Origin of the sequence: Dyadobacter arcticus, assembly GCF_011762185.1 — a bacterium.
In the GTDB taxonomy this organism is placed as follows: Bacteria; Bacteroidota; Bacteroidia; order Cytophagales; family Spirosomataceae; genus Dyadobacter; species Dyadobacter arcticus.
Genome location: NZ_JAASQJ010000001.1, coordinates 708,946 through 722,449 on the forward strand (window position 1 = coordinate 708,946; position 13,504 = coordinate 722,449).

At 44.6% G+C, this 13,504-nt stretch carries 9 protein-coding genes; 6 read left to right on the forward strand and 3 right to left on the reverse strand.

Features of this window, described 5'->3' with window-relative positions:
* Positions 1–48: 48 nt before the first annotated feature.
* The 3 genes from FHS68_RS03125 to FHS68_RS03135 all read right to left on the reverse strand — a co-directional run bounded on the left by FHS68_RS03125 (position 49) and on the right by FHS68_RS03135 (position 7,349).
* Positions 49–4,290, reverse strand: coding sequence for a M4 family metallopeptidase (locus FHS68_RS03125; RefSeq protein WP_167267130.1), 4,242 nt, complete (start codon positions 4,288–4,290; stop codon positions 49–51).
* Between the two features lie 195 nt (positions 4,291–4,485).
* Positions 4,486–5,802, reverse strand: coding sequence for an adenosylhomocysteinase (gene ahcY, locus FHS68_RS03130; RefSeq protein WP_167267132.1), 1,317 nt, complete (start codon positions 5,800–5,802; stop codon positions 4,486–4,488).
* Between the two features lie 239 nt (positions 5,803–6,041).
* Positions 6,042–7,349: a UDP-N-acetylmuramoyl-tripeptide--D-alanyl-D-alanine ligase gene (locus FHS68_RS03135; protein ID WP_167267134.1), complete on the reverse strand. Its 1,308-nt coding sequence runs from the start codon at positions 7,347–7,349 to the stop codon at positions 6,042–6,044.
* A gap of 106 nt (positions 7,350–7,455) precedes the next feature.
* On the opposite strand from FHS68_RS03135, the gene FHS68_RS03140 reads away from it, so the two are divergent.
* The 6 genes from FHS68_RS03140 to FHS68_RS03160 all read left to right on the forward strand — a co-directional run bounded on the left by FHS68_RS03140 (position 7,456) and on the right by FHS68_RS03160 (position 13,489).
* On the forward strand, positions 7,456–9,705 hold the full coding sequence (locus FHS68_RS03140; RefSeq protein ID WP_167267135.1) for a T9SS type A sorting domain-containing protein: 2,250 nt from the start codon (positions 7,456–7,458) through the stop codon (positions 9,703–9,705).
* 105 nt (positions 9,706–9,810) lie between these two features.
* Positions 9,811–10,893 (forward strand): L-rhamnose/proton symporter RhaT, encoded by a 1,083-nt coding sequence (rhaT, locus tag FHS68_RS03145; RefSeq protein WP_167267137.1) that lies wholly within the window; start codon positions 9,811–9,813, stop codon positions 10,891–10,893.
* Positions 10,894–10,925: 32 nt separating this feature from the next.
* Positions 10,926–11,405 carry a DUF6786 family protein gene (locus FHS68_RS03150; RefSeq protein ID WP_167267138.1) on the forward strand — a complete coding sequence of 160 codons (480 nt, stop codon included), beginning with the start codon at positions 10,926–10,928 and terminating at the stop codon, positions 11,403–11,405.
* Between the two features lie 55 nt (positions 11,406–11,460).
* Positions 11,461–11,592: a DUF6786 family protein gene (locus tag FHS68_RS26530; protein ID WP_262889569.1), complete on the forward strand. Its 132-nt coding sequence runs from the start codon at positions 11,461–11,463 to the stop codon at positions 11,590–11,592.
* A 120-nt stretch (positions 11,593–11,712) separates the two neighbouring features.
* Positions 11,713–12,312: an RNA polymerase sigma factor gene (locus FHS68_RS03155; RefSeq protein WP_167267140.1), complete on the forward strand. Its 600-nt coding sequence runs from the start codon at positions 11,713–11,715 to the stop codon at positions 12,310–12,312.
* Between the two features lie 88 nt (positions 12,313–12,400).
* The gene (locus FHS68_RS03160) at positions 12,401–13,489 is read left to right on the forward strand and encodes a FecR family protein (RefSeq protein WP_167267142.1); all 1,089 of its coding nucleotides are present in this window, start codon (positions 12,401–12,403) and stop codon (positions 13,487–13,489) included.
* Positions 13,490–13,504 lie beyond the last annotated feature (15 nt).

The window sequence follows — 13,504 nt, forward strand, 5'->3', positions numbered from 1 at the left end:
GATTCATGTGAATTGAGAAAGCCTTTTTCCTTCACCGGTCAAAATCCCTTATGGCATCTTCACAACCGAAAACCTGTAAACATTCCCTCCCTCAGACACCACAACCTCATAAACCCCTGTCACCAATTTCGAGACGTCCAGCGACATTGCACCATGGTCAGATCTGACTTTTAATTTTGTCAGCACAATCTGGCCTGCGGAATTGATAACTTTAACATTGCCATGTTTCATTTCTGTATTTGGCAATGTAATGTTCAGCACTGATTGCACAGGATTGGGGAAAAATTTCAGTTCACTCATACCGGACCCTTCAAGGGAAATCATCCGGCTGTAAGCAAATGTCCCATCCTTGTCAACTTGTTTTAAACGATAATAAGTGAGCCCGTTTTTATAATGGATATCTGTAAATGAATAGGTATTTCGAATCGCAGATGTTCCAATTCCAGGTATTCTGGAAATTTCTTCAAACTTTCGGGCGTCGGTGGAACGTTCAACAACAAAATAATCATTGTTCACTTCTGCCGTAGTTTCCCAGGAAAGCACATTACCCTCAACCGTATGCTTCCCTTCAAATCGGGATAAAGTTACCGGAAGCGAGCCACTGGCAGTTGCATCCGACAGGCCAAAACCACTGAAACCAGTATTGAAAGTTGCGGTATATGCGAAATCTGAATTAAAAGCTGACATCTGCACCGGAGCCGAAGAACTGTTTGCCAAGGTTCCAGTCATTATACCACCTTCGCTTTTCCCCATTGATTTAATGGTCGCCCCATTAAAATTCGCCAATTCCGAGGCTTTGTAATAAAGCGTTATCTCATACTTTCCTGCCGGATTATTATTCGTGGGGGTAACTTTAAAAGTCTTTTTCGTGATTTTGTGAGCGCCGACCCATGCGGTTGCGTCGTTGCCTGCGCGGTCGACCTGGACGGATGTACAGCCGTAATCGTGTGCGGATAGGTTTTTTATTTTGGCGATTAGATTGCCGGAGGTTGGGTCGTGGAAGTAGACGGTTGCGTTGGGGCCGAGGTATTGGCTGTCGGGGGTTTGGGAAATGGCGGTTTGAATGTTGTTGTTATAGGTTGCAATAATCTTAACATTATCCAAAGCCCATAAACCATTCCAGTCTGCGATATATCGGAATCGAACTTTCATCCTGGAACTACGGTAAGCTAATGGAATAACGATATTTCGATTGGCGGGTTGATCCCAAATTCCTGACTCACCAGTGGCTTGATTTTGAGTTAGAATGGTATGCCAGTTAGTGCCATCCCAAACATCTATCATAGCCTGCTCATTAAAGTCCTTTATACCTGTTGTCGGGAAAAAAAATTCCTGAAATAAAATGTTCAAAGATTTCGCTTCCAACGAATTAAACGCAGGGGTTTCGATAATCCTATCTAATTGATCAGGAGCCTGAAAGCCCCAGCCACTGTTGACATATAGGTAGGGTGTACCGGCAGGATCAAGCTTCTGATAGTTCTTATAATCAACTACATCCCAGGTTTCAGGAAAATTGCCACCACCTGCGACATTCCAGCCCGCAGGAAGGCCAATATTAAAATCAGCTTCAAAAAGGTTTAACGTGTTAACCTCTGGAAGCAACTCGTCATCATCAATTAGAAGGGTATACTGTTGATCAAATAATTCAGGGCTTGCATTACCTCCACTGGGATTGGTTAATGAGTAGCTCAATGTGAGCGTTTCCTTACCTTCTACATTAGCATCATTGTAAATTTTAACCAGGATATCCTTAGATAACGCGCCAGCTTGCAAGGTAAAGCTGTTCGGAGTAATGCTATAGTCTTCTGCAATTCCTGATTTGGCTGTGCCCACGGGATTGTTTAGCGTTACTAGAACTGGCTGAGATGGAGCCTGATTAATTTTTATAGTAACTTTTTTTTCAACATACGTTAAGCAAGTGTTTGGTATTCCAGATACTATGTCAGCCTCAGCTTCATTAACGGTTGCACCAGATGATACAAATTGAACAGTGGGTGTTGTACAAGAATAAATTCTGACATCGTCGATAAACCAGCCGGCCCAGGCACCACATCCATCACTCCCTAAGTTAAAACGAAATTGAACAGATTGACCGGCTAAAATTCCGATGACATTCAGATCAATCCGGCTCTGTCCCCAATGTGAAGTTAGGGAGCCCCCGTCTCCTCCAGAAAAGCATTCCTGCCCGACCAGTGGATTGTCATTCCACAAAATAGCGTTATAGGGATTTCCTACGAATGCGGATTTGGGAATATCGAGCCATGGACTTCCTGCGAACTTATATTGAATATTACCTCCGTCTGCATCTTTTTCAAGTGATACATAATGGTCAAATGCAAGATAAAAGGGACCTGTCTTACTAGGTGGAATTGTTATCTGTGGACTAGTTAGGCTCATTATACCATTTTGTAAATTATTTACGCAATCACCACCTTCAAAGTTGCCGGCAGTAGCAACGTTGCCACTTCTTCCACCGGGAGCCGTATTATTGAGAATCCAATTACGACTTGTCCAGCTAGGGGATACTCCATTGTTAGCAACCGTCCAGGCTCCAAGTCCATTTTCGAAATCTTCGTAAAAGAATGCATTTCCGAGAATTGCACCCTTGCAGATCGGTGTCAATGTTTCGAATAAGGGCTTTGAATTAGGATTGAGAATACAGCCGTTTGCCCTCATCTCGACCGCCAGTATTACTTTTTTTAACTGTAATAAGTCGGCGGCTGTAATCTTAATACCTGATGCGCCTGCTTGTGCTGCTGCCGTGGAAAGTTTAGGCAAGTCAATTCCCAGCAATTCTGTTAATGATGCTTCCAGGATATCTGCCAGGGCAGCAAAGTCAGTGGTCGAAGTGATTGAAGTAGACTGGGCACGCCAAAAAATGTGGGCGGATTTTGTGAGCCCCAAGGCAGTGATATTCTGCCCATTGTAATTTCCACCGTCGGCTAGCAGTGAAAATGCATGATTAATTATGCCTGAATTATTATGTACACCTCCATGATCACCAGGAAAGCAATTATACTGAGGATCTGAAATCTTGCCTGGGTTGCCTTTACAGGTTGGATCCCACATGTCCCGTATCGCTCCTCCAAAGGCACTGGCTTGTTCACCAACTTGCCATCTGGAAGAACTGGCACAGCCATTTCGCAAAACATTACTTTCGCCATTATCCATGTAAGAATTCAGTTGATCCACCGTCTCACCCCAAATGTCAGAATAAGCCTCATTAAGCGCCCCGGCTTGCCAGGCATAAATCAGTCCGCTCGTGTACTCAGTATAGGCATGCGCCCATTCATGTGCGACAACATCATCAGAAGCAACACCCGTACAATAATTAGCAGTCACTCCATTCCAGTTTGCATTCGGGCAATTTATATTCGGGTTGTTATTTACTGTTACCATCGTCGCCCCCGCATTATTATAGGAATTATAGCCAAATGCATTCTTCATCAAATTATATATATGCCCTGCGGACTCAATTTCGGATTTTTGCCATTGATCCAAAGCGGTAAATTTTGGACTGGCTATGCCATCTACTTCCTGCCATTTCAGATTTGGTGCAGTAACAGACGTTTCGTACAATTTTCTATCAATGCCGTGCATCCCTGTGAACTGCTCCACCAACTTATTGGTGTGTGCATCGATATAAAGAAATTCTCTAACATCAGCATCATTACGTACCTCCACTTCGTAAACCAAATGCAACGGCCCCTGGTAGCCCTGAGCTAGCCCTTTTTGAAATACAAAAAGATTGTTTTTGTTAATTTTTAGAGGTGCTGTAAACTTGGCCATTTTCTGTCCTGTGACAAGTTTGATCGCCTTCTCCCCGGCTTCTTCTTTAGATATGGCTGGTGTTGCATTCAATTTTTCGGCGATCACAAAATTTCCATTCATGGATGTTAAGCCACCTTCCTTATTGAAATGAAATTTCAAAACGCCGTCATAAATAGGTACGCGCTCGTAATATTGCTGTAACACCACATGATCCAGGCCGTAATTGTCCCTTTTCACTTCTTTAACCAGATAGGAATCTTTGGGGGTCTTCATTTCAAACAGGCCAGAATACTTGGCCATGAAAGAAAATGCCTTTTGTTCGGGTGACGACCCTTCCAGGCTTAGCGCTTGCCCAATTGGAAATCGCAGATAGTTGAGCGAGTTAGTAGCCCTATCTGTTGTGGCAACCGCCCCCGTTTGAGCGACAAATGCGTCGATGTCCCGCTGGCGGCTGTTCTGGGCGAACGTCGCGAGACTGCAAAAAATGAATGCAAGGGAAAATAGCAAAATGCTTCTCATGGTAAGTGTGATCAAGGTTCACGTAAATATTTACCAGAGAAATTTGCCGAAATCGGCTTTATTAAAGGAAAGGAATTATCAGGCGGTGGACAGATTGATTAGGCGGTATACTATAAGTTTGAGTTATGTGCACAAAAAAACGCCTGCCTCAAATGATGAAGCAGGCGTTTGGTACTTATGAACCTTAAATCTAAATCAATATCTGTAAGTCTCGGTCTTGAACGGACCGGCTGTTGAAACCCCGATGTAGGCGGCTTGCTCGTCTGTCAGCACTTCCAGTTTCGCGCCAACGTGCGCCAGGTGGAATGCAGCTACTTTTTCGTCCAATGCTTTTGGAAGAACATATACTTTTTTCTCGTAAGCCGCAGTGTTAGTCCAAAGTTCAAGCTGGGCCAATGTCTGGTTTGAGAATGAGCACGACATTACGAATGATGGGTGGCCCATTGCGCAGCCCAGGTTTACCAGACGTCCTTCGGCAAGAATGATAATGTCTTTGCCTTCAACGTTGTAAATGTCAACCTGTGGTTTGATCTGCGATTTGGTATATCCGTAAGATTTGTTCAGCCAAGCCATATCGATTTCATTGTCGAAGTGGCCGATGTTACAAACTACCGCTTTGTCGCGCATTTTCAGGAAGTGAGCGGATGTGATGATTTTGTAGTTACCAGTCGCTGTTACGAAAATATTTGCGCGGCCGGCAGCTTCGTCCATTGTTACCACTTCAAATCCGTCCATTGCAGCTTGTAACGCACAAATTGGATCGATTTCGGTAACCAATACCCGGCAACCTGCGCCGCGAAGAGATTCAGCAGAACCTTTACCTACATCTCCATAACCTGCCACAACAGCAACTTTACCAGCAAGCATCAGGTCGGTTGCACGGCGGATCGAATCTACCAGCGATTCGCGGCAACCATATTTGTTATCAAATTTAGACTTTGTAACAGAGTCGTTTACGTTGATTGCAGGCAAATGCAATGTGCCGTTTTTCAAACGATCATACAAGCGAAGAACACCGGTTGTGGTCTCTTCCGAAAGCCCTTTAATGCCTTCGATCAACTCAGGATATTCGTCAAAAACCATGTTGGTTAAGTCTCCACCGTCGTCCAGTATCATATTCAAAGGCTTACGATCTTCTCCAAAGAATAGCGTTTGCTCGATACACCAGTTGAATTCTTCCTCGTTCATTCCTTTCCAAGCGAAAACCGGAATTCCTGCTGCTGCAATTGCTGCTGCTGCGTGATCTTGCGTAGAAAAGATGTTACAGGATGACCAGGTCACTTCTGCACCCAATGCAGTCAGAGTTTCGATTAAAACCGCAGTTTGGATTGTCATGTGAAGGCATCCTGCCACACGTGCACCTGCAAGTGGTTGTGATGGTCCGTATTCAGCGCGGATCGCCATCAAACCTGGCATTTCTGCTTCTGCCAGTGTAATTTCTTTGCGGCCCCATTCGGCCAGCGAGATGTCTTTTACCTTGTAAGGAATGTACGTGTCAGTTGACGTTGCCATTATTTTACAGTTTAGTTATTATCTTGATTATGATACAAAACTAAGTAGAAAACCCACTGAAGGGAAGAAAAGTAGATACAAATTGTGATTTGTGATTTAAAATTGGATAAAATATCTGCTAGTGGCTAATCAGGCGACGCTTTGACATTAATAGACAAGAATTAACCCTGTTCTTAAAGATATTTTGTCCGGGTCGGAAAAAAAGGGGCGAGACTTGGCAAGTCTGGGCGACCCCGTCTTCAAGACTTACCAAGTCTGTCTAACACCGTTTCCAGCGACATCCCCCGCGATCCTTTGATCAGGATGTACGTATTTTCCTGCGGGTTGTCCATCACCCAGTTGTGCAGGGAGAATTTATCAGGGAAATAGTAGGCTTTCGGGAGTGCAGGCAGGGCATGTTGCATTAAACTTCCTGCCAGGATAACGATATCAAATTTTTCGGCTGCGATCAGCTTGCCGAGCTCCAAATGTTCCTCAGGCGCCGCCTCGCCTAATTCGAACATATCTCCTAGTATCACCATTGTCCTGGGCGCTTCCATCCTCCCAAAACTGGCGACTGCTGCCGCCATCGAAGAAGGATTAGCATTATAAGCATCCATGAAAATGGTATTGCTGCCTTTTTTTACGATTTGCGAACGGTTATTATCGGGCTGGTAGCTCGCAACCGCTTCATTCGCATCCTCATCTGAAACTTTAAAATGCTTCCCAACAGCCAGCGCAGCACAAATGTTGTCGTAATTGTAGCTTCCCGGAAGGTGCGTGGAAATGGTTTTTCCGTTGCTTTTATAAATCACAAAAGGGTTTTCCTGCAAAAGTTCAGGGTTTACCTTACTGCTTTCCGAACAATAAAATACGATCTCGCCAAAGGCGCGGCGCTTGCTGACCATATCCATCACCGTATCATCCGTGGAATTCACGAAAACCGTCCCTTTCTTTTTGGAAAGAAAATCAAACAATTCCCCCTTTCCCTTCATAATCCCCGCTACGCCGCCGAAACCTTCGAGATGGGCTTTTCCAATGTTGGTTATCAGGCCGTGCGTGGGTAATGCAATGGAGCTCAGCAATGCAATTTCCGCCTGATGGTTCGCACCCATTTCGACCACGGCTATTTCATGCTTTGCTGTGTCGATGGATAGGATCGTGAGCGGTACCCCAATGTGGTTATTAAGATTTCCTTTGGTTGCATAAGTATTGTATTTCATCGATAACACTTTTGCAATCAGCTCTTTGGTGGTTGTTTTGCCATTAGAACCTGTTAATGCGATTACTGGAAATGTAAATGTTTTCCTATGATGCCTCGCCAAATCTTGCAAGGCTGACAATACATCTTCAACCAATAAAAACCGCTTGTCAGCAACCACTTTCTCGTCATCCACCACCGCATATCCTGCCCCTTTTTCCAATGCATCCGCAGCGTATTGGTTACCATCAAACTTATCTCCTTTCAGCGCAAAAAAAATGCATCCAGGTGTGATCTGGCGGGTGTCTGTGGATATTTTAGCGCCCTGGCTAAACAGCTGATAAAGCGTTTCCGTGGAAGTATACATGAATTATTCCTTCGTTATAAAGTTAGGGAAGCTTATTTCGTTAGGTTTGAGAGCGCCCCGCGCGGCGTCCGTGAAACCTGCAAATCTAATAGAATATTCCTCAACGATGCGAACCAAATATACCTCCTTACTCTTCCTGATCTTTTTTACACTAATACTCTTTCGCGCAAATTCCCAGAAGGCTTGGTTTAAGCCTGATACCCTCACGGTTGTGACAGCAAAAGGCCAGAAACTCGTCAATCCATGGGCAGGTGGCCTCAATGCTTCGCAGTTTTTGAAAATGCACCTGAATAATGATGCTGATGAAGACCTGGTCGTTTATGATCGCACGAATAGTAAAGTGACCACATTTCTGGCTGCGGCAGATCCGTCAAAACCCGCCAAAAAGACATTTGTTCACGCCCCTTATTACGAAACCCTTTTCCCGTCAGCAGATAACTGGATTATCCTCGCCGATTACAATGGCGACGGACTGAAAGATTTGTTCACCAGCACGTCACTTGGGATTACGGTTTATAAACAGGTCAAGGTCGCCAATGCATGGACATTCAAATTGATGCAGGACGCGCTCTACACCAAAGGTTTTTCAGGAAATATCAATTTACAGGTTTCTGGAACGGACATTCCGGGTATAACTGATATTGACGACGACGGCGATCTGGATCTTTTGGCATTTGATTTCTCCGGTACATTCATTGAGTTGCACCAGAATCTGAGTATTGAAAAGTTTAGTGTTCCGGATAGTTTGGGAAATCAGAAAGCACCTGTCTTTCAACGCAATGGAGATTGCTGGGGGAATTTTCACAAAGGGGATAACGAGGATTTTGTGTTTGGGGAAGATTGCGGCGTGGCATCGAATCTTGGTGGCAGGGTAATGCATGCAGGGAATTCCATTGTTTTACAGGATTTAAATGGAGATGGAAAAAAAGATCTGCTGGTAGGCCATGTCAGTAACGAGCATATCTCGCTTATTACGAATTCAAAAGCAGGAATTGTGGGAGATTTCGTAAGTTTCACAAACATTTATCCTACTGTTAATCCAGTTTCCATGCACATTTTCCCCGCTGCATTCCTGGAAGATGTTGATTTTGACGGCGTGAAAGATCTTTTAATTGCGCCGAGCGTTCCGTCCAATGACGTTAACCAGACTGACTTTAAATCAAGCGGTTGGTTCTATCACAATGCGGGCACGACGATTAAGCCAGATTTTAAATTGTCACAGAAAAATTTCCTGCAAGATCAAATGCTGGATGTTGGCGAAAATTCTGCCCCTACCTTTTTCGATATCGACGGCGATGGCGATTTGGATATGCTGATCGGCACCGGGGGAACGCCGGTTGCAGGAGGTTTTAAAGGAAGTTTATGGTTACTAAGAAATGAAGGAACATCAACCGAACCGAAATTTACCGTCGAATCGGAAGACTATCTTGGTTTACTTTCCGCACTTGCTATTTACAACATCAAGCCGCAATGGGCTGATTTCAATGGGGATGGCATTGAAGACCTTGGTTTTGCAGCGACTTCTCTCGCAAACCTTAAGATGGAATACCGCTACATTCCCAACAAAGCTGCGGCAGGTGTGCCGGCCCAACTGAATATTGCCGACGCGGTGACTATAATAATGCCCTCCGAATCCCTGACAGGTGATTCGCCTTATTTTTACGATACAGATGGCGATGGAGATCTGGATCTATTGGTAGGAAAAGGACAGGGAAATATTTATTACTATACCAACACAGGCACCAATAAGCAATTCACTTTCAAGCTCGAAACCGATGCATTCGCAGGTGTAGGAATCAGTTTTGCTGGCCGCTCGCCGCAGCTTGCCGTGTCGGATTTTGATCTGGACGGCCTCGCCGATCTGGCAACCGTGGATCATACAGGTAACGTTCGCATTTTTCATGGAGCCGAATGGGGAAAGTGGACGGAACGTGAAGATCAGTTCGTTCAAATCAACGGAAAAGGAAGTGCGGTGGGTTTTGGAAATTATCTCTCACTGGCTATTGGTGATTTGAATGGGGATAGGAAACCTGATTTAGCGATTGGTAGTAATTCAGGAGGTATCAGATTGCTAACCAATGTATTGCCGGTCACCATTACCGGCGTTGAGCCGCCTGCTGCCGGAGATTTTAAGGCATATCCCAATCCCGCTTCCAGTCATTTTAAAATTCTTTCGTCCAAAAGTGGCGACTTGCAGGTTTTCAATTTGAATGGTCAGCAATACCTTGCGGATCGGTCCATAACCGCATTTCGGGAAACGGAAATTTCTACTTCCAACTGGCCGGCTGGCCTGTATTTGGTGGTGCTGCAAAGCGGCGAAACGAAGGTTGTAAAAAAGATTATTACCGGACGGTAGCCGGACGGCGGGGCTGACTTGCCAAGTCTTGAAGACTTTGTAAGTCGGCCCTGCCGCAAGTAGATACCCCCCGAATATTCTTTACATGATTAAAATCCCACACTCATGCAGGCTCTTCTTGGCGTCATTTTCCATTTTATCGGCGGTTTTGCTTCCGGAAGTTTTTATATCCCTTACAAGCGTGTGCAGGGCTGGGCGTGGGAGTCGTACTGGATCGTGGGTGGCCTTTTTTCCTGGCTGATCGTTCCGCCGCTTGCTGCTTACCTCACCATTCCTGGTTTTACCGAAATCATTGCACATACCGACGGCGGCGTCCTGCTCTTTACCTATATGTTTGGCGTTTTGTGGGGCATTGGAGGACTTACATATGGTCTGGGTGTCAGGTATTTGGGAGTAGCATTGGGCAGTTCCATCATTCTTGGCTTATGTTCCGTTTTCGGGGCATTGATACCTTCTATTTATTACCAGTTTTCACCCCGACCAGGAAAAGATACCATCTCAGATCTGTTCACAAACAGCTGGGGACAGATGGTTTTACTGGGCCTGCTGGTGTGCGTGATTGGTATTATTATTTGCGGGAAAGCGGGTGCGATGAAAGATAGTGATTTGAAAAAAAGCGGTCTTGGAAAAGATAGTAAAACAGAATTTAAGATTGGGCTGGGCCTTACCGTCTCCATCATTTCTGGCGTTTTGAGCGCCTGTTTTGCATTTGGAATTGATGCCGGAAAAGTGATGGCGGAAGAAGCAAACCAGATTTGGAAAGCGGCCAATTCGGACCAGGGTAATTTCTTGTTCCAAAATAATGTGACTTATGTGGTGATCCTGCTGGGAGGGTTAACCACCAACTTTATCTGGTGTATGATCCTGAATGCGCGGAACAGAACATTCGGCGATTACACTAATGCTGCTACGCCGCTGGTTTCCAATTACATATTTTCAGCACTTGCAGGGACCACCTGGTTTTTGCAATTTTTCTTCTACGGGATGGGCGAAAGCAAGCTGGGTAATGGTCCGAGCTCGTGGATATTGCACATGGCGTTTATTATCCTGGTTGCCAATTCCTGGGGATTAATTTTGAAAGAATGGAAGTCCGTCAGCCGCAAAACCATTAACACAATCCTGATCGGAATTTTGGTGATTATCCTTTCAGTTCTGATCGTAGGTTATGGCAATTATTTGAGAGAATAATGTTGAAAAAGCTTCACCCGGCTCTCTTCTTGATGATCCTGACATTCACAGGTTGTCAGCAAAATACCAAAAACGATCAGAACAAAGTGGAAGAAACATCCATACAAGGCACTTTTGCATACGATCTTGCCTTTTTGAAAAAACATAAATCGGTTATTGTATTGACTGCACCCGATGAAAAAGGCTCACAGGCGATCATTATCCCTGACTATCAGGGCAGGGTCATGACGAGTACCGCTACCGGCGGAGAAGGAAATAGTTATGGCTGGATCAACTACAAATTGATTGAAAGCAATCAACTTCAACCCCATATCAATGCATTTGGCGGCGAAGAACGTTTCTGGCTTTCTCCGGAAGGCGGCCAGTTTTCGGTTTATTTTAAAAAAGGCACAAAGTTGGATTTTGATAATTGGCAAACGCCTGCCGTCATTGATTCAGAGCCTTTTGAAGTCATTTCATCCGATTCAGCTTCGGTCACTTTTCAGAAGAAAGCGAAGCTGGAAAACCATTAAGGAAACGCATTGACTTTTACCATTGACCGCAAAATTTCCATGTTGGGCAAAGCTTTTGAAGAAAAATGAAAAGCTGACGCATACCCAGCGCACCTACCACTTCGAAGGGGACAAAGCATCACTTAATACGATTGCCAAAAAAGTGCTCGGAGTTGACATTGATCAAATCGGAGAAATATTTAAATAAAAGCATGATAGCGCAGGATAGTTGACGGATAGGCATCGTTGATATTTACATTCCGATAGCAAGAATTAATTGGATGTATTGAAGTGGAACAAATTATCAACGATTTTGCCCTTTAACTCCGTGAAGCATTCAGAACGTTTACCTGAAACCTATCTGATCAGTCGCTGGCAGCAGTTATGCAAAGGCGACAAAAGCGCCTTCGGTGAAATTACAGAGCACAATTACGCCGCGCTTTATCACTACGGGACCCGTTTTACGGCCGACCGGGACATGATCAAAGACTGTTTGCAGGACTTGTTCCTGGAAATATGGGAAAAGCGCGAATCCCTTTCTTACATTTCAGCCATCAAGCCGTACCTTTTTCAATCCCTTCGAAACAACCTGATACATCGCGTCAGAAGACAATCGGTATTTTCAGAAATTAAGGACAATGATCCATGTGATGAACTGTCGCCTGAATCGGATTGGATCATTAACGAAACCGACCAGCTTACGGCGAACCGGCTCAAAAAAGCGATTGAATCACTTCCCAAAAGGCAAAAAGAAGCACTTTATCTGAAATATTACGAAAACCTGTCATACGACGAAATCGCTTCCGTGATGGGATTGCAACGCCAGGCCGTGGCCAACTATCTCCAATACGGTATCCAGAAGCTCCGCGAATATTTACAGCATGCCGTCATTTCTCTGGCAGCCTCCGCCTTCCTTTTTTGGTATTAGAAAAAAACTAAAAAATATTTAAATGTTCATGGGTACTATTTGCTGACAAGATACTCATCGTATCGAAGCAAATAATTTAATAAAATCCATGAATAATTATAAAAGCTTTGAAGTCCGTGACTGGCTTGAAGATTTGAAATTCCAACGCTGGGTTTATCATGGAGAGTCGGATGATTTCTGGCAAAATTTCCTGCGCGACAACCCTTTGCAGGTCGCCAATATCGAACTGGCAAAGGAAACCTTGCTGTCGGTGAGGGGAGAACAAGATCTAATTTCTGAAAAAGAAGTAAAATATCGCGTTGCAAGAATCCTGGAAGCAATTCCCAATGAGGAAAAAGAACCCTTTCTGCCGTGGTGGAGTGGAAACTGGCTTAGGGTGGCGGCCATATTCCTGGTAATGACCGGCTTTGGGATGGTATTCTTTAAAGGGAAAAACTTCTCTGCACAGTTCCTGCCACTATCGTCGACCGGAATAAGGGACAATCAAAAACCGCAAATGCTGGAAGTGGTGAACAAAACGAGTACAATCAGGCTGGTGAACCTGCCCGATGGTAGCTCGGTGATCCTGAAAAAAAACGCCCGTATTTCCTATCCTAAGCAATTTGACAAAGATAAGCGGGAGGTATCCATGACCGGTGAAGCATTTTTCGAGGTCGTTAAAAATCCTGAGCAACCATTTCTGGTCTATACCGGATCAATGGTCACTAAAGTGAAAGGAACCAGTTTCAGCATTCGTGCCAATGATGAAGATGAGGAAGTAAAATTGGTGGTGAAAACAGGTATTGTGGAAGTTTCGGCAAACGATCCGGATCGGATAAAAGCCCACAAGGAAATCAGAAAGATTGTTTTGAAACCCAATGAACAGGTAACATTCAACCGGAAGAGCCTGAGCATGGTCACAAAAATGGTTGCGCAGCCGGTACTCATCGATTTGTCAGTTGAAAAACAGGATTTCGAATTCAAGCGGACGCCGTTGAATGAGGTATTCGCTGCACTTGAAAAGACCTACGGCCTGACGATCCGGTTTGATAAGGCCGCAGTTTCCAATTGTACCATTACCGCCAAGTTGGGCGATGAGCCTGTTACGGAGAAGCTTGAAATGATCTGCGCTGTTGTAAATGCAAAATTTGAATCCAGGAACGGTGTGATTTCAGTCACATCCGGAGGCTGCGAATAAACTCAACAAACTAAA

Bases quoted from the DNA above. Each gene is read 5' to 3' on its own strand.
- rhaT (WP_167267137.1), top strand. From the start codon at position 9,811: ATGCAGGCTCTTCTTGGCGTCATTTTCCATTTTATCGGCGGTTTTGCT.
- FHS68_RS03135 (WP_167267134.1), bottom strand. From the start codon at position 7,349: ATGTATACTTCCACGGAAACGCTTTATCAGCTGTTTAGCCAGGGCGCT.
- ahcY (WP_167267132.1), bottom strand. From the start codon at position 5,802: ATGGCAACGTCAACTGACACGTACATTCCTTACAAGGTAAAAGACATC.
- FHS68_RS03140 (WP_167267135.1), top strand. From the start codon at position 7,456: ATGCGAACCAAATATACCTCCTTACTCTTCCTGATCTTTTTTACACTA.
- FHS68_RS03150 (WP_167267138.1), top strand. From the start codon at position 10,926: ATGATCCTGACATTCACAGGTTGTCAGCAAAATACCAAAAACGATCAG.
- FHS68_RS03125 (WP_167267130.1), bottom strand. From the start codon at position 4,290: ATGAGAAGCATTTTGCTATTTTCCCTTGCATTCATTTTTTGCAGTCTC.
- FHS68_RS03160 (WP_167267142.1), top strand. From the start codon at position 12,401: ATGAATAATTATAAAAGCTTTGAAGTCCGTGACTGGCTTGAAGATTTG.